Source organism: Agrobacterium vitis (genome assembly GCF_013426735.1).
GTDB classification, from domain to species: Bacteria; Pseudomonadota; Alphaproteobacteria; order Rhizobiales; family Rhizobiaceae; genus Allorhizobium; species Allorhizobium vitis_D.
The window spans coordinates 2,037,030-2,056,726 of sequence record NZ_AP023272.1 but is presented as its reverse complement, the minus strand read 5'-3'; the positions used below and the strand labels follow the sequence as shown (position 1 = coordinate 2,056,726).

13 protein-coding genes are annotated in these 19,697 nt (G+C 57.3%); 2 read left to right on the top strand and 11 right to left on the bottom strand.

Features of this window, described 5'->3' with window-relative positions; translation table 11 throughout:
* Positions 1-4: 4 nt before the first annotated feature.
* The 5 genes from H1Y61_RS09460 to H1Y61_RS09440 all read right to left on the bottom strand — a co-directional run bounded on the left by H1Y61_RS09460 (position 5) and on the right by H1Y61_RS09440 (position 7,895).
* Entirely contained in the window at positions 5-886 is an 882-nt protein-coding gene (locus tag H1Y61_RS09460; protein ID WP_180572448.1) for a segregation and condensation protein A, read from the bottom strand.
* Complete coding sequence (nagZ, locus tag H1Y61_RS09455; protein ID WP_180572447.1) at positions 886-1,902, bottom strand: beta-N-acetylhexosaminidase; 1,017 nt, start codon at positions 1,900-1,902, stop codon at positions 886-888. Before nagZ ends, H1Y61_RS09460 begins: the two co-directional genes overlap by 1 nt.
* Before the next feature lie 163 nt (positions 1,903-2,065).
* Positions 2,066-4,789 (bottom strand): SPOR domain-containing protein, encoded by a 2,724-nt coding sequence (locus tag H1Y61_RS09450; RefSeq protein ID WP_180572446.1) that lies wholly within the window; start codon positions 4,787-4,789, stop codon positions 2,066-2,068.
* 68 nt (positions 4,790-4,857) lie between these two features.
* A complete protein-coding gene (gene argS / locus H1Y61_RS09445; RefSeq protein ID WP_180572445.1) occupies positions 4,858-6,615 on the bottom strand; it encodes an arginine--tRNA ligase in 1,758 nt (585 codons plus the stop codon).
* A gap of 62 nt (positions 6,616-6,677) precedes the next feature.
* Positions 6,678-7,895, bottom strand: coding sequence for a deoxyguanosinetriphosphate triphosphohydrolase (locus tag H1Y61_RS09440; protein WP_180572444.1), 1,218 nt, complete (start codon positions 7,893-7,895; stop codon positions 6,678-6,680).
* Between the two features lie 194 nt (positions 7,896-8,089).
* On the opposite strand from H1Y61_RS09440, the gene erpA reads away from it, so the two are divergent.
* Together erpA and xth are read left to right on the top strand one after the other, a co-directional pair.
* Positions 8,090-8,422 carry an iron-sulfur cluster insertion protein ErpA gene (gene erpA / locus H1Y61_RS09435; protein WP_071205583.1) on the top strand — a complete coding sequence of 111 codons (333 nt, stop codon included), beginning with the start codon at positions 8,090-8,092 and terminating at the stop codon, positions 8,420-8,422.
* Positions 8,423-8,508: 86 nt separating this feature from the next.
* Entirely contained in the window at positions 8,509-9,303 is a 795-nt protein-coding gene (gene xth, locus H1Y61_RS09430; RefSeq protein ID WP_180572443.1) for an exodeoxyribonuclease III, read from the top strand.
* A 23-nt stretch (positions 9,304-9,326) separates the two neighbouring features.
* Here xth and exoR read toward each other — a convergent pair whose 3' ends face one another.
* From exoR to H1Y61_RS09400, 6 genes are all read right to left on the bottom strand, one after another.
* Complete coding sequence (gene exoR / locus H1Y61_RS09425) at positions 9,327-10,142, bottom strand: exopolysaccharide production regulator ExoR (RefSeq protein ID WP_015916349.1); 816 nt, start codon at positions 10,140-10,142, stop codon at positions 9,327-9,329.
* Between the two features lie 721 nt (positions 10,143-10,863).
* Positions 10,864-12,021 carry an OmpP1/FadL family transporter gene (locus tag H1Y61_RS09420; protein ID WP_156536793.1) on the bottom strand — a complete coding sequence of 386 codons (1,158 nt, stop codon included), beginning with the start codon at positions 12,019-12,021 and terminating at the stop codon, positions 10,864-10,866.
* Between the two features lie 546 nt (positions 12,022-12,567).
* Positions 12,568-15,411 (bottom strand): valine--tRNA ligase, encoded by a 2,844-nt coding sequence (locus H1Y61_RS09415; protein ID WP_180574463.1) that lies wholly within the window; start codon positions 15,409-15,411, stop codon positions 12,568-12,570.
* Positions 15,412-15,624: 213 nt separating this feature from the next.
* A complete protein-coding gene (locus H1Y61_RS09410) occupies positions 15,625-16,548 on the bottom strand; it encodes a PopZ family protein (RefSeq protein WP_180572442.1) in 924 nt (307 codons plus the stop codon).
* A 304-nt stretch (positions 16,549-16,852) separates the two neighbouring features.
* Positions 16,853-18,256 carry a TolC family outer membrane protein gene (locus H1Y61_RS09405; RefSeq protein ID WP_409068169.1) on the bottom strand — a complete coding sequence of 468 codons (1,404 nt, stop codon included), beginning with the start codon at positions 18,254-18,256 and terminating at the stop codon, positions 16,853-16,855.
* A gap of 626 nt (positions 18,257-18,882) precedes the next feature.
* A complete protein-coding gene (locus H1Y61_RS09400; protein ID WP_180572441.1) occupies positions 18,883-19,536 on the bottom strand; it encodes a protein-L-isoaspartate O-methyltransferase family protein in 654 nt (217 codons plus the stop codon).
* Positions 19,537-19,697 lie beyond the last annotated feature (161 nt).

Sequence of the window (19,697 nt, the reverse complement as noted above, 5' to 3'; positions counted from 1 at the left end):
GCCATCACACGCCACCATCGGCATGCGGCACCAACATGCCCCCCGCATCCAGGCCCTTGCCGCCCCGCATATAGATCGGCTCGAAAGCGCCAGCCTGGCGAATTTCCAGCTTGCCTTCCCGCACCAGTTCCAGCGAGGCGGCAAAGGCGCTGGCAATCGCCGTGATCCGCTCACTGGGATCGGCCAGATATTGCAGCAAATAGCTGTCCAGCGCCGTCCAGTCGTTGATCTCGCCAATCATCCGGTTGAGCAGCGTGCGGGCGTCAACGAGCGACCAGACCGTGCGCCGCTCGATTGTCACCTGCGTATAGGCCTGACGCTGGCGCAGATTGGCATAGGCAGATAGAAGGTCGTAGAGACTGGCCTCAAAGGCCGAATTCACCCGATCCGGCACATGTTCAGGTGCGCCGCGCTGAAAGATGTCGCGGCCCAGCCGATTGCGATTGACGAGCTTTCCAGCCGCATCGCGCATCGCTTCCAGCCGCTTCAGCCGGAAGGCCAGCGCTGCGGCCATTTCCTCACCGGACGGCTCGTCGTCCTTGGCCTGTTGGGGGATCAGCAGCCGCGACTTCAGATAGGCGAGCCATGCCGCCATGACAAGATAATCGGCGGCAAGCTCAATGCGGATGCTGCGGGCCTCTTCGACGAACAGCAGATATTGTTCGGCCAACGCCAGAACCGAAATCCGCGACAGATCGACCTTCTGATTGCGGGCCAGAAACAGCAGCAGATCCAGAGGGCCTTCGAAGCCAGCAACATCGATCACCAGAGACGGATCGTCGCTGGCCCGCTCGCCCGCCACGTCCCCCTGCCACAGCTTTTCCATCGGCGTGGCGGTGCCAGCCTTCACGCCGGAGGCCGGGGCGGGTGCGACAGGCTCTGCCATCACGCCACCGCCATCAGAGAGGCAAATTCCTCACGGATCGCTTGTTCATCGGCGCCGTCGTTACCGCCGAAAGCCGCCTCAACGGCCTTTACCCGCGCAAGCGCTGCCCCGGAAAGCCAAGGAGCGCGCTCCGCAACCTGCACCATTTCCTCCATAATGCCGTGGCAATGCAGCAGCACGTCATTGCCAGCAGCAACCACCGCCGCTGCCCGCTCGGAAATCGTCCCCTTCAGGGCATTCATGGAGAGATCGTCATTCATCAACAGTCCCTGGAACCCGATCAGTCCGCGGATCACCTCATCCACGACAATGGATGAGGTCGAGGCTGTATAATCGGGATCATAGGCAGAATAGACCACATGCGCGGTCATCGCCATCAATTCACCGTTGAGACGCCGGAAGGGCGGAAAATCATGCGCTTCCAGCTCGGCCCGCGAGGCGGTTACCACTGGCAATTCATGATGGGAATCGGCCATGCCACGACCATGGCCGGGAATATGCTTGACCGTCGGCAGCACACCGCCCGCCTTCAATCCAGCCGCCGCCGCCTCACCCAATGCCCCGACCGTTTCCGGATCGAAACCATAGGCGCGATTGCCAATCACATTGCTGGCCCCTTCGACCGGCACGTCCACCACCGGCAGGCAATCGACATTGATACCGTAGCGCAAAAGGTCAAAGGCATGCAGCCGCGACATCAGCCAAGCGGCGCGCAGCCCTTTCTCCTTGTCCTGACGGTAAAGCGCACCGATCTCGGCACCCGATGGATAGCGCGGACACATCGGCTCGCGGATACGCTGAACGCGCCCGCCCTCCTGATCGATCAGCACTGGCGCGTTGCGCCCGCCAACCGTATCGCGCATCTGCGCAACCAGATCACTGATCTGCGCAGCGTCAAGGCAATTGCGCCCGAACAGAATGAAGCCCCAGGGCTGATGCTCCCTAAAGAACGCTTGCTCATCAGGGGTTAGAACCGGGCCGGAACAGCCCAAAATCATTGCTTTTGCGTGGGTCATGGCCAGACAATAGTCCAGCTTTGCGAAAAGCCGAGGGAAAACCGCCGATCATGCACAGGAATCCACGGAAAAAGCAGCAGAAAGGGCGCTATTCTTAGAGAAAAGCGCCCTGAAACCAAGTCACATTCAATCCAAGGGAGCCGCAAAAGGCTCCCCTAAGCCTTTAGCGCACCACCATGCAATTTCCGCCAGCGCCGCGATAACGTTCGCAGAGCGACACCGCTTCATCCTTGCTGCCAGCCGGGATACGAACACGGTAGTAGGTGCCCTTGCCTGGAATATCAGCGGCCTTGATATCAACGCCCCGGCCACCGATCACGCTACCGAATTTAGCCGACAGGTTCTTGTAGCTTTTCTGGGCATCGGCTTCGCTTGGCAGCGAAGATATCTGCACCAGATAACCACCGGAGCCAGAGGCCGTGCTGGTTGGCGTAGGAGATGCGGAAACAGGCGTAGCAGCAGGCGTTGGGCTCTTGGGAGCCGCCGCCGCCGTCTGCACTGGCGCGGCCGCCGGCCTGTTGCGCGGAACCGGCATATTGGGAGCCGGAACGCCACCAGTATCCTGGGCGGCATCCGGTGCAGCCGCTGCTGTATCCGCAGAAGCCATGGCCTGTTCCACGCTTTGCGGAGCCGCAGAGCCCGGCTGGGCCGCCGCTGGCTGAGGAGCGCTACCTTGCGCGGTCGATGGCTGGGAAGTCGCAGGCGGCTGGGCCGGAGCTTCCTGCGCCACCAGCGAGCCATCTGGCCGCACAATCATGGTTTTCACCTTGCGCGGCGAAAGGCTCTGCTGATCGCCTTGCTTGGCGGCATCGCCCGGCTGGCCATTCTGGCCCGCCTGTGGCGCATCGCCGCTCATCCCAGCCCCGTTCATCCCGGCATTGTCAGCCTCTGATTCCTGTTCCAGTGGCAGATTGTCAGGTTCCAGCGTGCGCTGGGCAACATCAACCGGCTCTTCCTGTGAAGAGATCAGGCTCTTTTGCTGGGGCTGATCAGGAGCGGAACCAGACACGCGGTCATAGACGGCCTTATTCTGGTTCGGAACGGATTTGCCACCGGGATCGGCAGGCACGACTTTGACCGGCCCCTTGTCAGCCATCACCACTTTCGGTTCGCTGGAGCTGAACGTTTCGCCGCCACTGGTCTTCATCCAGGCATAGACGCCGCCACCGCCAACCAGCACGACCACCGCTGCGGCAGCCATCGCCACCCAGCGGCGCGAACCGCGCGGCTCTTCGTAATCGTCATAGTCCTCTGCTTCCAACGGCATCGGCACAGGCCCGCCGGGCTTGGCACCGAAACTATGGGGACCGTCGAGGCTCTTGCGGAAATCTTCCTCCAGCGCCTTTTCGAACACGTCGAAATCATCGCTGGGCATATTTTTGACCTGCTCGGCCAAGGGCGGCATGGGCGCCACCGGAGCAGCAGCAACAGCCGCTGCGGCTTGCACGGGCTTTGATGGCGCAGATGCCGAGCGCGGCTCCACCGTCTGATCCAGCAAAGTCGCCAGTTCGGAATCGATATCGAAATCGTAATCCTGCCGATAGGTGGCAGGCGCGGCATCTTCCACCGGTGGCAAATCGGGAACGTCCAGATGCGCGACCGCTTCCAGATGTTCGTCTTGATCGGAAATTTCGGCAGCATCAAACGGCAGCGGAACGGGTTCACTCACATGCTGCGGCGCCTGCTCAGCAATGGGCGCTGCCGCCTGAACAGGTGCGGCCTCTGCCGGACGGGACGGCTGATGCGCGGCAGGACCAGCAACGGCGGCTGCCACGGGCTGCGGCGGCCGCTGCTCTGTCACCGGTGGCGCGGCCTCAGCCTCCAGCTCGGAAAGATCGAGTTCGATATCTTCCAGATCGAAATCAAAATCGCCACCGAAAGGATCAGCCTCCTGCTGGGCGAGAGATGTTTCGTCCTGGAACTCGGGCTGATGGTCATTGCGCTGATGGTCAGGGCGCTGATGGTCAAGGCTTGGGGACGCCGCCTGAGGTTCGAATCGAGGCTCTTGCACCGAATAGGCAGAAGCCGCGACGGGTTGAGCTTCCACCTCTTCATTGCGCGCCAGGGCCTCGAAAAAGCTCGGAACCTCCCGCGATGGCGGGGCAAGCGGCGCACCTGCGAAAACCGGATGAGCAGCAGGCTGGAAAAGCGGCGGTTCGCGGCGCTGGGCGAAAACATCCTGCGTAGCAGTTGCCGATGCTGATGCTGATGCTGGTGCTCGTGGTTCTTCAGGGCTGAACCCAAAATCGAAATCCTGATCCAATTCTGGCACATCAGGCTCCGGGTGGACTACAGGAGAGGCTGCCTCAACCGGAGCAGGCTCCATCACCGGCTCTTGCCGCTGGCGGGTCTGCTCTTCATGGCGAGCCGCACTGGAACGCGAGGCGCCAGCACTGACCGGATTGAAATTGGCAAGCGGCAGACGATGACGCCCATAGCCTTCTGTTGGATCAGCTCCGCCGGAACGCGCCGATGGCGGTTCTACCACCACATCGCCAACTGACCACTCAAGTTCATCGGCAAGGGATATGTCCGAAGCAGAAGACCCGGCAGGCGCAGGTGCCTCAGCACCACCAAATGACACTGGCTCTCGCGCCGATACCGCTTCATGGGAATACCCGGCTGACGGCTGGGACACGCCAGGCGCATCGACGTAACCATCGAGGCCCTGAAGCAGCTCGTCCTGCAAATTGACCTGATCATGCGCGGGCGAATGCCGGTGCGGCTCTGGCGCCGCAGGCGGAGTCATATGCTGGGTCATGGGAGGGTCACGACGCGCCACCGGCGCATCGTAGCCAACGAGACGGGCCAGCTCTGCCAACGGATCGTCGTCCGCAAACGCATTGTCTGCTGGACCCCTGCTATATGCAGCCTGTTTTTGCACCATAACCCTACACTTCCACTCGCTACGCGACCATCGGCTTGCCAGCGCAATGTGGGGAATTGGTGACGATACTATCGCATCTCTTGCGGAGCATCCGTGCCGGTAATGGCCAGTCCGGACTGCAACACAGAAGCGACAGCATGCACCAGCCCAAGTCTGGCAAGACTTGATTGTCGGTTTTTATCGTTAACAAATCGTAATTCCGGCTGATCCTTGCCCTTATTCCAGTGAGCATGGAACGAACTAGCCAGATCGTAAAGATAAAATGCGATGCGATGCGGCTCCATTGACTGGGCCGAAGCTTCAATGATTCGCGGGTATTCCGCAAGCTTGGCAATCAATTGGACTTCGCTCGGCTCGGTAATACCGGTCACGGCTGCCCCCAGAACATCCGGCGAAAGGTCGATATCGCCGAAAGCTTCGCGCGCCTGCCGGAAGATCGACATGCAACGGGCATGGGCATATTGCACGTAGAAGACCGGATTGTCCTTGGACTGCTCCGTCACCTTGGCAAAATCGAAATCCAATGGCTCGCTGCTCTTGCGGTAAAGCATCATAAAGCGCACCGAATCGCGGCCGACTTCCTCGACCACGTCGCGCAACGTCACGAAATCACCCGACCGCTTTGACATCTTGACCGGCTCGCCATCGCGATAAAGCTTGACGAGCTGGCAAAGCAACACGGTCAGCTTGGCCTTGCCCTCGGAAACAGCCTTGGCAACCGCCTCCAGCCGCTTCACATAGCCACCATGGTCGGCACCCAAAACATAGATCATCCGGTCGAAACCGCGATCATACTTATCCTTGAAATAGGCGACGTCGGCGGCAAAATAAGTATAGCTGCCATCGGACTTGATCAGTGGACGATCGATATCGTCGCCGACTTCGGTGGAGCGAAACAGCGTCTGCTCCCGATCTTCCCAATCCTCAGGCAATTGTCCCTTCGGCGGCGGCAGCGTGCCGCGATAGACATGGCCCTTGAAGGTCAGATCGTTGATCGCGGTGCGGATCGCGGCGGCCCCATTGGCATGCAATTGCCGCTCGGAGTAAAACAGGTCGTGATGCACGTTGAGTGCGGCGAGATCCTCACGGATCATCACCATCATTGCATCGATGGCGCGATCTTTGACGATCTCCATCCACTGCTCTTCCGGCATATTGTGCAGACGCACGCCGTATTCCTGGGCCAGCGCCTCACCGACCGGTATCAGATAATCACCGGGATAAAGCCCAGCCGGGATCTCGCCGACGGCCTCACCCAGCGCCTCCCGATAGCGCAGGAAAACCGAGCGGGCCAGCACGTCGATCTGCGAGCCGGCATCGTTGATATAATATTCCTTGGTGACGCCATAACCAGCAAAGGCCAGCAGATTGGCCAGCGCATCGCCGACCACGGCTCCCCGGCAATGGCCGACATGCATCGGCCCGGTCGGATTGGCCGAGACATATTCAACATTGACCTTGCGGCCGGCACCGGTTTTCGAGCGACCGAAATCCGTGCCTTCCGCAATCACATTGGCCAGCAGCCGCTGCCAATAGGCAACGGACAGGCGGATATTCAGGAAGCCGGGACCGGCCACGGAAACCTCGGCAATATCCGCATCTTCCTTGAGTTTTTCGCCGATCAAATCGGCCAGAACCCTGGGGCTGACGCCCAGCGGCTTGGCCAGAACCATCGCCGCATTGGTTGCGGCATCGCCATGGCTCGCATCACGTGGCGGCTCGACGACGATCCGGTCGAACGACAGTTCGCTTCGCTTTTCCTTTACAAGATCAAGGGTTTCCAGCGCAGTTTTGATTCGATTTTCGAAATCGGCGAACAGGTTCATGAGGATCAATCCAGACAGATGCAGGTCGAAGCCAGCCCAACAGGCGGCGTTTCGCCCGCTGCCTAGCGCAAATCGGGTGTATGGTCAAACAGCTGCCGGTGAACACGCACCGCATAAGTGTCGGTCATCCCGGCCAGAAAATCGCCGACATGGCGGGCTTTGGCAGGCGTTTCCAGCCCTGCCGTATGCTCCACCCAATAGTCGCTGCGCATCAGGGTCGGATCGGCCATATAGGCCTTGAACAGATCCGTAACAATCTGGGCCGCGCCAGCGCGAATACGCATGATATCGGGATGGCGGTAGATTTTCGAAAACAGCAGTTTCTTGATCTGCCGGTCGGTCTCGGCCATGTCTTGTGAAAAGGTAATCACGGTTTCACCTGCCTGGCGAATATCGTCAGCCGACATCGGGCGGATGCGCGTCAACCGCTCCTGGGCCACCGCAATCACATCCTCCACCATCCGGGTGATCTGGCGGCGCATGATCTCATGCGTAAACCGGTCAGCCTCCAGATTGGGATAGCGGTCGCGCACATCGCGCATCAGACCAGCCAGAAACGGCACATCCTCCAGCATATCAAACGTCAGATAGCCGGAGCGCAAACCATCGTCGATGTCATGGGTGTTATAGGCGATATCGTCGGCGACTGCGGCAGCCTGCGCCTCCAGGCTGGCATGGCTGGCAATATCGAGATCCTGCATCTGGCAATATTCTATTATCGGCAAAGGCACCGGTCCGCGCGTCCCCTCGCCGTCCGCAGTCATCAGCGGCCCATTGTGCTTGACGAGGCCTTCCAGCGTTTCCCAGGTCAGGTTGAGGCCATCGAATTCGGCGTAGCGGCGCTCCAGCTTGGTGACGATCCGCAACGACTGGGCATTGTGATCGAAGCCGCCATAGGGCTCCAGCAATTCGTGCAGCGCATCCTCGCCGGTATGGCCAAACGGTGTGTGGCCGAAATCATGCACCAGTGCCACGCCCTCGGCCAGATCCTCATCGATGCGGAAGGCGCGGGCCAGCGCCCGGGCAATTTGCGCCACCTCGATCGTGTGGGTCAACCGGGTGCGGTAATGGTCGCTGTCGGGGCCGATGAAAACCTGCGTCTTATGCTTGAGGCGGCGAAAAGCTGTCGTATGAACGATGCGGTCGCGGTCGCGCTGGAAATCGGACCGGGTCAGGCTGCCGCCTTCCGGATAGAGGCGCCCACGCGAGTTCCAGGGGTCGGCGGCAAAAATCGCCCGTTCTCCAACACCGAATCCCAATGCATTTCTATCGATTGTCATGCCTGCTCTTCATCCTGCCCATTGACGCTTTCGCCTATGGTTCATACCTATAGGAAAATCCCGTGCAAGGCACCGGCTTCCTCTTTATAATGACCTAACTTCCTGCCAATTTTTGCTACTTCGCCGCGAAGTTGACAGGAAAAAATAGACAAACCCCAGGTTTCTACGGGCCTTGAACCCGTCAGGAGGCAAAAATGACCACACAGACAGTCACCGTTTCGGAAAATGCAGCCAAGCGTATCGCCAAAATCGTCTCCAGCGAAAATGACAAGCACGCTCTGCGCGTCTCTGTCGAAGGTGGCGGCTGTTCTGGCTTTTCCTATAAATTCGACCTGGATCAAGGCCCGCAGGACGGCGATCTGGTGATTGAGCGAGATGGCGCCACGCTGCTGATCGATCCGGTATCATTGGTCTACATGGCCGGGTCGGAAATCGATTTTGTTGATAACCTGATGGGCCAGTCCTTCCAGATCACCAATCCCAATGCCGTTGCCAGCTGCGGTTGTGGCACCAGCTTTGCCATGTAGAGGCTTTTGTGGGTTCGGTATAATTCTCCGTGGCAAACGGCAGGCTTTCCGTTAGAACCGGGGCCTGAACCAAGGAAAGCCTGCCGATGAAAATTGCCACCTGGAACATCAATGGCGTGAAAGCCCGCCTTGCCAATCTCTGCCAATGGCTGGAAAGCTCATCGCCGGATATCGTCTGTCTCCAGGAAATCAAATCCGTCGATGAAGGCTTTCCACGCGCCGAGATCGAGGCTTTGGGGTATCATGTGGAAACCCATGGCCAGAAGGGGTTCAACGGCGTCGCGCTTCTCTCAAAAATCAGGCCCGATGAGGTCAATCGTGACCTGCCCGGCGACGAGGCCGATGAGCAGGCGCGCTTTATCGAGGGCGTGTTTTCGGTGGCCGATGGCGTGTTGCGGGTCTGCTCGCTTTACCTGCCCAACGGCAATCCCTCAGACGATCCGGTGAAATACCCCTACAAGCTGGCCTGGATGGCGCGGCTGCAACGCTTTGCAGCGGATCGGCTTGCGCTGGAAGAGCCGCTGATTCTGGCAGGTGACTACAATGTCATTCCGCATCCGCATGATTGCTTCGACCCGGCGGTCTGGGCCAATGACGCGCTTTTCCTGCCACAAACCCGCGCCGCCTATCATGCGTTGGAAAATCTTGGCCTGACCGATGCCGTCCGCGCCACGACGGATGCGACAAAGCTTTACTCGTTCTGGGATTATCAGGCTGGTGCCTGGCAGAAGAACAACGGCATTCGCATCGATCACCTTCTGCTCTCGGCGGAGGCCACCGATCGGCTTGTCTCGACAGAGATCGAAAAGCATGTGCGTAGCTGGGAAAAGCCATCCGACCATGTGCCGGTGATCGGGCATTTCAATTTCGTCGCAGCATAAAAGGTTTCTAGCAGCGTAGCTGTTCAGGGCTGTTCCTGCACCTGCGGCACAAGCGCCACGGCCACCCGACGATCCTTTTCATCGGCAAGCGAGAAGGCGCGCTCCTGGAGATCCTCGATCCAGGGACAATCCTTCGGCGCGCATTTATCGAGCGCTGCCGTCAGGAAGGCGAGCCCACGGGCCGCCTGTCCTTCTTCGAAAATGACATCGCCAAATAGCGCCATGGCACCGGCATGGCCGTTCTTCCGAGCAAGGTTAAGCCATTTCTTGGCCTGCTGGACGTTGCGTTTGCCGCCCTCGCCCGCTAGCAGCATTTTCGCCAGTTCGAACTGGGCCTCCGGGAAACCAAAAGCGGACGCCGCCTGGAAATAAAGCTGACGGGCCTGGACCAGATCGGACTTAACCGGGCTGCCGGCAATGCCCTGCTGATAGTAGCTGGCAAGCGAGATCAGGGCATTGACGAAATAGACCGTGTCTTCCGAGCCCGGCTCGACGCCCTGGTTGGCAATTTCAGAATAGATCTTGAAAGCCTCATAATCGTTTTTGACGACGCCATCGCCATCGGCATACATATTGGCCAGCGCCCAGCGCGATCCGGTGTGACCTTTTTCGGCAGCATAACGATAGGCTTCAACGGCATCCTGCGTCTTACCGCTCTTTTGAGCGTTGAAACCGAACTTGAACAGATCGAAGGGACCGGACTCCTTGGAGACACCGGCCTTGAAGTCGAATGCATGGGCACAGCCCGTATAAAACAGATTACCGAGCGCCAATGACAGCAGCAGAAAGGCTGAAGACTGTCCGATTGTCCGCCCCTGATTACCGTAAACCTTAAACATTTCCACGACCAAAGGCCCTTCTACGCACAAGCGAAGGATTTACGACAGCGCCAGAGCCAACAACGTCCGCAGCCGGGTACAGATCCAAATCCCATAAAGAACGCAACCAGATTGAAATCTGGTAAATTATTCTTTGCGTCCTCTCTATTTTCCCCAACATAAAGTGCCTTTCGGGCGAGAAAGCGGCCTGAGACCTGAAACTGCGGCCGGTATACTGCTCCACGCCTTTTACTGTGTCGAATAAGTCGGAGCCTCCTGAAAAACCGAGGTTTTTCATCCGAACCCATATTCTTTCGATCAAGCAAGCGCAGGGATTGCACACCCGGAACTTCGCAACGATCTTGTGCTGCGCTCTCTTTGTGGCGGGAAATAGACATTTTAGCACTGAGAGGATTACGACCGAGAGGATATAAAATATGTTGCAAAGAAAGCACAGAATGGACAAACCAGAGCACAGCAAAATCAGCTATAGGCAGGGCAACGACATCCACCTGTCGAGACCTTCTCTACAGGGTCATGTGCCATATTTAGCGGACACATGTTCACTATCGCTACGAAGCTCTCAAGGGCGACGTCCGGCATAACGAGGGGACGAGGCGTAAGACACGCTGAAAAGCCTGGGTCGGCTCCGTCGAGGCTCCATTTCGAGGCTCCATTAAAGAAATGGCACGATCGCTCATTTGAGAGCAACCGTGCCATTTCATAGAGTCATGAACTGATATCAGAACTTGATCTGGTAGGAGCTACCGAAGGCATAGGCCCAGTCTCCATTAGCGGTCGCATCATAGGATGCACCCTTGGAATAGCTCTGGCTCCCGGCGGTGAGATAACTGACCCCTGCCCCAACACGCAGATCGCCTGGGCCAAGCTTGATCTCGGTTCCCACACCCAACGTCCAGGTATCGGTCATGATATCGGCGCCATTGCCTACACCCTTGTCCCAGGTGATATTGACGGTACCGGAAACGCGATCGTTAAACTTGTGGCCAATGCCCGCCTGGATGGTCCAGCCATCTTTCCAGAAAAAATCGTCCCTCTGGGCGCCGAGGCCAGTAATATTGTAGTTGAGCGTTTGCAAAACGCTCCAGTCCGTCCACTTGACAGAGCCGTAGGCAAGCCAACCGGGTGCGATACCGCTTTGCAAGCTTAGCTTGAGTGATTGAGGCAAGGTGCCATAACCATCGGCAGAAACGGCACCAGTGCCCAATAGCGCCGACAGGGCACGCGGCGTGAAGTCACCATCGGCCTCTTCCTTGATCTGCGAACGATACATCAACTGGGCACGCATCGCATATTCGGGAATGTCATAGCCCACACCCAAGCGATATCCGACAGACGAATTATCCTTCAGGTGCAGCGTTCCATAATAGGAATCGGCCGTGTAATCGAAATCCTGGAAGAAACCGCCACCCAACACATAGAGCTTGCCAGGACCAACATCGAAACGCACGGCGCACGTGCCGCCATATTCATTGGTGATGAAATGCTTCTTGGTGTAATAGTTGAAATTGCCTGACGCAGCCCCGGCCAACTGGTCAGCACGACGTGTATCCGTTCCATAGGTAGAGGATGCGCCGAAGGGCTGGGTATAGGTAAAGGCACAGCCCAATGCATCGGAAATCTGGACCTTGGCGGCAACACTGGGAATCCAGTAACTGTCACTAAAACTACCGTCAGATGATTTCGATCCTCCCACCGTGTCGTATTTACGCTCCGGTGAGACGAAGACAGCGCCAGCGCGAGCCTTGACTTTACCATCCTCGTAAAGAATGTCGGTATCGGCTTCACCTCGGGAAAAGCCGCCCGCCAGAGCCGCCGTGCTGGAAAGCGCCGCCGCGACCAAAGCCAAAACGCTCAGCGTAATTTGTTTTTTTGACATGTCCCCTCCAAACATAGGAATTTTGTTGAATGAAGCCTAACCTATTAAAACTAAATGACAACTTCACGAAACACGATTGCAGCGCACCATATGAATGGATCGTTTTACGTAAGGTCTTATTAACGCCGTAAAATTGACAAATTGAAAGGAACCATTTGCGTCAAACTAGGATTATCCCCGAGTTTGCGGAATAATATTTTACATTTCTTCACAACCGTTGCGAAACTGCAACGCAGTCCTTATTCGTTATTCTTGATTTTCCAACGCCATTTTTTGCAGTGCAAAAGCAGCATTCCGCTGGACGATTAAGTCACTGGCGCAAGCTGTTTCACGATCAAAAAAACCGAGGGCGTTTCCACCTTCGGGTACAATCACAATGGAAGTGATTTCGGATGGCTACGGCATCCCTCGTGGGGTTTAGATCACACACGGCCACAGAAAAACTGTCTGGTTTTGATTGAACCAGACAGGTTTTCATTTTTCCTATTATCGTTTGTTTTGCTGAGAAAAGTGGAACCCACGTTTCCCAAGACAAACTCCAGGAGGTCAACCGGCCTCGTTGACTCGCTGCAGGGCCACAGCCAGTACGCCGCGCTGCTCTTCCAGTTCGGCAAGCCGTTGACGCTCAGCGGCGACGACTTCCGGATCGGCATTGGCGACAAACTTCTCATTGCCGAGCTTCTTGCGCCCCTTCTCAATATCCTGGTCAACCTTGCCGATGGATTTTTCTAGACGGGCTCGCTCAGCACCAAGATCGATCAGACTGCCGAGCGGCAGGCAGGCCGTGGCCTCGCCGACGATCACCTGAGCCGACCCCTTCGGTGCTTCCGGGGCATGGCTGATGTCACCCACCCGCGCCAGACGCTTGATGGCGGCTTCATGGTGCTCCAGCCTGGAGCGGGTCACGCCGTTGGCACCCACGACTGTGAGTGGTGCGACGGCGGAAGGCGGCACATTCATTTCCGCGCGGGCCGAACGAATGCCGCTGACCAGATCCACCAGCCAGTTGATATCGGCCGCCGCCTGCTCATCGCTGAAGGTCAGAACCGGCCAATCGGCATGGCACAGCAGTGTTTCGCGCTCGACACCCTCACCTGCGGTATGCGCCCACAATTCTTCCGTCATGAACGGCATGAAGGGGTGCAGCAGCTTGTAGGTCTGCTCCAGCACATAGGCCGCACAGGCCTGGGCTTCCGTCTTGGCAACCTCGTCTTCACCGGCAAAGACCGGCTTCAGCAATTCCAGATACCAGTCGCAGAACTGGTTCCAGACGAAGCGATAAAGCGCGCTGGCCGCATCATTGAACCGGAAATGCGCGATGGCCTCCGTCACCTCGCGTTCAGCCCGCGTCAGCTCCGTCAGGATCCAGCGGTGGATGGCCAATGTCGCGGCCTCGGGCAGGAAGGATGGATCGGACTTCACACCGTTCATCTCGGCAAAACGGGTGGCGTTCCACAGCTTGGTGCCGAAATTGCGATAGCCCGCGACGCGCGCCGTATCCAGCTTCACGTCGCGGCCCTGGGCGGCCATGATGGTCAGCGTGAAGCGCAGCGCATCGGCGCCATATTCATCGATCAGCTCCAGCGGGTTGATGACATTGCCCTTGGATTTCGACATTTTCTGACCGTTCTTGTCACGCACCAGGGCGTGGACATACACGGTTTCAAATGGCTCAACCGGGTTGCCTGCTTCATCCTTCATGAAATGCAGGCTCATCATCATCATCCGGGCAACCCAGAAGAAGATGATGTCAAAGCCGGTGACCAGCACATTGGTCGGATAGTAGCGCGCCACTTCCGGTGTTTTTTCCGGCCAGCCGAGGGTGGAGAACGGCCAGAGCGCCGAGGAAAACCAGGTATCGAGCACGTCTTCGTCGCGGGTCAGGATTTCGCCCGGTTTAAAGTTCTCTATCTTGTCCTCCACGAAAGCCTTCATCGGCCCTTCATGCGACAGATAATGTTGAATGGCAGCGTGAAGCGCCGTTTCCTCGTCCTTTTCAACGAAGACCTGACCATCCGGCCCATACCAGGCCGGGATCTGGTGTCCCCACCAGAGCTGGCGAGACACGCACCAGGGCTGGATATTCTCCATCCATTCGTAATAGGTCTTGTCCCAGTTTTTCGGCACGAATTTCGTGCGGCCTTCGCGCACGCTGTCGATGGCGGGCTTGGCCAGCGTCTTGGCGTCAACATACCATTGCTCAGTCAGGCGCGGCTCAATCGGCACGCCGCCACGGTCGCCATGCGGCACCATGTGCTTATGCGGCACAATCTTGTCGAGCAGGCCTTCGGCCTCCAGGATCTCGACGATCTTCTTGCGAACAAAGAACCGGTCCTGGCCTTCCAGCTCGGCCCAGACCATCTGCTGTTCACGGCTTGGGGTCAGACCCTCCAGGAAATCGTCATTCTCGACAATGGTCACCGTCGCATCGATATTGAGGATGTTGATCATCCTCAGGCCCGCGCGTTTACCGACATCAAAGTCGTTGAAGTCATGGGCGGGTGTCATTTTCACAGCACCCGTACCGGCCGTCGGATCGGGATATTCGTCACCGACAATAGGAATTCTGCGGCCAACGATCGGCAGGATCACATGCTTGCCGATGATTGACTGATAGCGCTCATCATCGGGATGAACGGCAATGCCGGTATCACCCAGCATGGTTTCCGGGCGGGTCGTGGCGACCACCAGGTAGTCGCGGGTCTCCCATTCCGTCGCCTTGCCGTCTTCATCGAAGGCCACGGGGTGCTGGTAGGTCACGCCCTCTTCCAGCGGATAGCGCAGATGCCAGAGATTGCCATTGACCTCATGCTGTTCGACTTCAAGATCTGAAATCGCCGTCAACAGCTTGGGGTCCCAATTGACGAGGCGCTTGTCCTTGTAGATCAGCCCCTGCTTGTAGAGTGTGACAAAGACTTCCAGAACCGCTTCGGACAGGCCCTCGTCCATGGTGAAACGCTCGCGCGACCAGTCGCAGGATGCGCCAAGCCGCTTCAACTGATTGAAGATCAACCCGCCCGATTCGTCTTTCCACTCCCAGACCTTGTCGATAAAGGCATCACGGCCCATCTCGCGGCGGCCCGGAAGCTGCTTTTCCATCAACTGCCGCTCGACAACCATCTGCGTGGCAATGCCGGCATGGTCCATACCCGGCTGCCACAGCACATCCTTGCCGCGCATGCGCTCGAAACGGATCATGATGTCCTGCAAGGTATTGTTGAGCGCGTGGCCCATATGCAGCGACCCGGTCACGTTCGGCGGCGGGATGACGATGGTGAAGCTTTCCGCACCCGGCTTGGCATTGACACCGGCGCGGAATGCCTCCGCCTCATCCCAGGCCTTGGCGATTTTCGGTTCTACGCTTGCGGAATCATAGGTCTTATCGAGCATGTTCTGACCAGACATTAAGGCCCTACCGGTTCACAGGAACGCGGGCGGACGTTGGATTTCATTATTTTCGTCAACCATGTGGTAAAGCGGACAGGTCGCGCAGTGTCAAGAAAGGAAAGCAAAAAGCCGCCCATTCACAAGGCGGCTTCCGATTGTTCCGGTTCTATGTTTTCGAACGCACGCTTGCCGGGAGCAGCCTGCGGTACCGCCCTCTTAGCGGCGCGGACCACGTGCAATTCGTTCGATTTCTTCGCGCACCAGACGCTCAACCAGCGTCGGCAGATTGTCGTCAAGCCAGTCCTGCAACATCGGCCGCAACATATCCTGGGCGATTTCATCCAGCGACCTACGCTGCTGACCATCGACGACAGCTGCCAGTTCCTCAAAGGACTTGGCCACCTGCGCACCGGCCTGCATGGACAAAAGCGCACCTTGTCGAGTATCGCCCTGCGTATCCGCCTCTTCGGCCTGTCCCTGAGGGGCGACCGCAGCCTGATTCACAAGTTCCGATTGCAATAGAGCTTCGATATGGCGCTGGCTGGCGCTCATGGCTTCCGGTTCGGCGATTCGCGCCTGTGCCATGGGCCGGATCTGCCCCAGAGGCGCCGCTTGCTCCGTAGGAATCTCGCGAAAACCACCAATAGTGTCAGACATGTAGGAAGAGGCCCCACGACCATCGCGAGATTGTGGCTCTTGCTTGGAAAAAGCGGAGGAAAATTCAGAAGGGAACTCGGCAGTGCCAGGCTCTTCGCGCCGCTCGGACGTGGCGCGCACCCGCGCCGCAAGATCGGCAAGCGAAACCGGCTTTGCGGCATGTCTTTGACTATCTGCTCTTGCGCCATCTGCTATCTGCTGTCCGCCAGCCCCCTGATCGCCTGCCCCCTCAGAGAAACGGTTTGTAGCAGATGCCGCCAGCTGAACCGGGCCTGGCTGGTTGGCCGCAACCGGTAAATCCATGGGCACAGCCTCAACGGAAAACGCATTGCCTGCAATATCCAGTTCGTCCACTTCACTGTCATAACCATAGGCATCATCGAAAGACCGGGCGGGTGCCGGCTCATTGCTTTCGATAATCCGGCGAATGGAGGCCAGGATCTCTTCCATGGACGGTTCACGCGATACATTCGGCTGGGCCATTACATTCCCCATTTGGCTTCAAACCCCATCGGCTTTTGCCATGTGATTCGCTTGACCTTAGGATACCCCTTTGCTCGAGGAAATCGCCTTCAAAAGCTTAAAGCCCAAAATACACAGTTTTATGAGTTCAATCGAGGATTGTTTCGCCAGCCGGGCCGAATTATCCGGGATGAAGGGCATAATACCAAGACGAGGGCATGCTGACACATCCCCGGCTTGAACGCTTTGCAAATATCTCAAATGCATCCGACGCTTGAGATATCTGCAAAGGCAATATCAACTGCGATTTTCAATAACCCATGGCTTATTTGCCGTTGGCGGCCCGCAATCCGAACCACTTGTCCTTGACGGCATCATAATGCTCTTCCGCGTTATATTCCGCAACCTGCAATCCTTGGCTCCTGACCGTCAAGGTGCCGGTTGCCGCCAGCAATGAATAGCTGGCGACCACTTCATTGCGCTGCGCGTTCACCAGGCTTTCCTGCGCGTCGAGTGCGGTCTGTTGCGAGTTCAAAACGTCTAGAGTGATCTTCTGGCCGACATTGCGTTCCTCGATAACGCCCTGCAAGGCGAGCTTTGCGGCAGCAACCTGCTTGCGGCCCGAGGTGATGGCCGCCGTTGCGGCTTGCATCTGGGCAAAAGCGGTCATGATCTGCTTTCGCACGCTCAATCGGGCGTAATCGACTTTCAGTTCCTGCGCACCAACGGTTTCCTTGGCTTTGCGGATCTGACCATATTCCGAACCGCCCTGGTAGAGCGGAATTTTTACCTGCGCTGTAATAGAGGCCGCAGAATAATCGCGGTCGGTCGACTCGCTGGGATTATCCGTATTATGCCGATCAAGGCTGCCCTGAATGCTGACGCCCGGAAGCAGGCTGCCTTCAGCCGACTTCACCTGGTATTGCGCCGAGGTTACCGCATGCAGCGCGGCAAGCACGCTGGGATGCTCTCTGATACCCAAAGCAACGGCCTTGTCGAGATTGGTCGGCATCGCCTTGGTGGCGCGTACGGGCTGGCGCACATCCTTCGGCATCTCGCCAACCACCTGCACATAGGATGCTTCACTCTGTCTCAACTGAGCGATAGCAGAGGCCAGCAGACTGTCGGCACCTGCCAACTGCGCCTCTGCCTGACTGACATCGGTTTTGGTACCTTCGCCCACCTCCAGGCGCGCGTTGGCGGCTTTCAGCTGTTCCTTGAGGAAGCTCAGGTTCTGGCGGCGGATACTGACAAGCTGTTGGTCCCGCGCCACATCGGCATAGGCCTGGGCTGCGCCGAGCAGGATCTGGATCTCGTCCGCTTTCATGCTCTCCCGATTGGAAAGCACGCCCGCTTCTGAGGAGCGCACGTTGTTCAGTGTCTGGAAGCCATCGAAAATCTGCTGGGTCAATGTCAGCTGCACGTCGGATTTATAATAATCCGCCGAATATTTATCCGCTGGTAGATTGCCGATGGCGGTGCCATTGAAATTGGCAAAGGAAGACTGAGTACCGGAGACGGAAAAGCCCAGTTGCGGCCTGTATCCGGCCTTGGCAATCGTCACGCTCTCATCCGTTGCCCTCAGAGCGGCACGCACCGAGTTCAGATCAGGATTGTTCTTATAAGCCTTTTCCATGGCGCCGAAGATGGTTTCGGCATGCAGCACGGCAGGTTGAAAAAACAGCGGAAGAAATGCTGCGGCATAGGCCACGTTACGAAGGCTCGACAAGGATACATCTCCCAACTTTAATTAAGCCAAGGCCCGATCCATCATGGAAGGGCCGGCCCCGGAGGACCGCCTGAGTTTTTTACCAGCATTCTCATGTGAAGCCGATTCTCTCCAACTTGTCACCAACATTGGAGATGGCTCTCACTCATCCCCGGCGATACTGACAAGATGGCGATAGACTCACCATCAAACGACGACAGCCCTTATTCTAAGGGCCTAGATTGCGTGAAGCTGACCACAAATCATCCTAGGAGAATTCATAGGCTGAGCCCGCAGGTTTACAGGAGTTTGACAAGAGCCTGACAGCTTGCATTTCATGCCGCCCAAAAAATCAATAATGTTAAAAATTGAACGAAAATAACTTTAAAACAAGAAACAGCCACCCGATCATCCACAACCAAAATGGATATAAATAAAAAATACAACCATTTTATGAGAATGGATGCAAGACCGGTCCGGTGCAATGACAGAAGCCATGCCAATTATGACCAAGGCTTAGAGGTGTGAACCACATCCTCGCCTTGAAGACATTTTGAACATCTCAAATGCTTCAATGACGTGAGACATTCAAAATGGATACGAACGATCACTCACAATGACCGTTCGCAAACCTTCCGCCGCGATGATCAGAATACGAATTCACGCGCTTTTTCAAAACCGGGAAGCGGCTTGATCGAAGCATTGAAAAGCGAGCTTGTCGAAACCGAACCACCGGCCTTGACGAAGACATGAGCACGGACGGCACGGCCGCTACCGACCACGCCAACCAAACGACCACCGTCACGCAATTGATCAAACAGTGCCGGAGGCACTTCCTCGACCGACCCACTCAGGAAAATCAGATCGTAAGGAGCTTCTTTGGAATAGCCAGCCTCCAGCGGACATTGAACGACCGTGACATTCGCGGCACCCAGCTTTTCAAGATTGGACTTTGCAGCACTAGCCAGCTGCTCATCGCTTTCAACGGCGAAAACCGCACCGGCCAGCCGTCCGAGCAAAGCCGAGACATAACCGGTGCCCGCTCCGATTTCCAGGACCAGTTCACTGCGGCCAATTTCCGCCAGTTGCAAAAGCTTGGCAAGCGGCGACGGATCCATCAGATAGCGACCGGGTGCGACCTGAATATCTTCATCGATATAAGCCAGGGCTTTCAGATTTTCCGGCACAAAGGCTTCCCGCGGTACGGACAGAAAAGCCGAAAGCACGGAATGAGAGGTTACATCCGTCGTTCGAATTTGGCCGTCCACCATTTTCGCCCGCGCTGCTTCAAAATCGATCATATCGTTGCCCATTTTACACCGGTTGCGTCTGCCGCGGAACACCGCTGGCAAACAATCCAAAGCCGCCGCCCCGACATGTTCCGAAGCGGCTCCATATCACCGCTCGCCGCGTCTCCGATGACCGAAAACAACGCCGTAGAACCTGAAAGCTGCCACTGCCA

What these genes read in the sequence shown, in the direction of transcription:
- H1Y61_RS09460 (WP_180572448.1), bottom strand. Translation starts at nt 886, where the DNA reads ATGGCAGAGCCTGTCGCACCCGCCCCGGCCTCCGGCGTGAAGGCTGGC.
- nagZ (WP_180572447.1), bottom strand. Translation starts at nt 1,902, where the DNA reads ATGACCCACGCAAAAGCAATGATTTTGGGCTGTTCCGGCCCGGTTCTA.
- H1Y61_RS09450 (WP_180572446.1), bottom strand. Translation starts at nt 4,789, where the DNA reads ATGGTGCAAAAACAGGCTGCATATAGCAGGGGTCCAGCAGACAATGCG.
- argS (WP_180572445.1), bottom strand. Translation starts at nt 6,615, where the DNA reads ATGAACCTGTTCGCCGATTTCGAAAATCGAATCAAAACTGCGCTGGAA.
- H1Y61_RS09440 (WP_180572444.1), bottom strand. Translation starts at nt 7,895, where the DNA reads ATGACAATCGATAGAAATGCATTGGGATTCGGTGTTGGAGAACGGGCG.
- erpA (WP_071205583.1), top strand. Translation starts at nt 8,090, where the DNA reads ATGACCACACAGACAGTCACCGTTTCGGAAAATGCAGCCAAGCGTATC.
- xth (WP_180572443.1), top strand. Translation starts at nt 8,509, where the DNA reads ATGAAAATTGCCACCTGGAACATCAATGGCGTGAAAGCCCGCCTTGCC.
- exoR (WP_015916349.1), bottom strand. Translation starts at nt 10,142, where the DNA reads ATGTTTAAGGTTTACGGTAATCAGGGGCGGACAATCGGACAGTCTTCA.
- H1Y61_RS09420 (WP_156536793.1), bottom strand. Translation starts at nt 12,021, where the DNA reads ATGTCAAAAAAACAAATTACGCTGAGCGTTTTGGCTTTGGTCGCGGCG.
- H1Y61_RS09415 (WP_180574463.1), bottom strand. Translation starts at nt 15,411, where the DNA reads ATGCTCGATAAGACCTATGATTCCGCAAGCGTAGAACCGAAAATCGCC.
- H1Y61_RS09410 (WP_180572442.1), bottom strand. Translation starts at nt 16,548, where the DNA reads ATGGCCCAGCCGAATGTATCGCGTGAACCGTCCATGGAAGAGATCCTG.
- H1Y61_RS09400 (WP_180572441.1), bottom strand. Translation starts at nt 19,536, where the DNA reads ATGATCGATTTTGAAGCAGCGCGGGCGAAAATGGTGGACGGCCAAATT.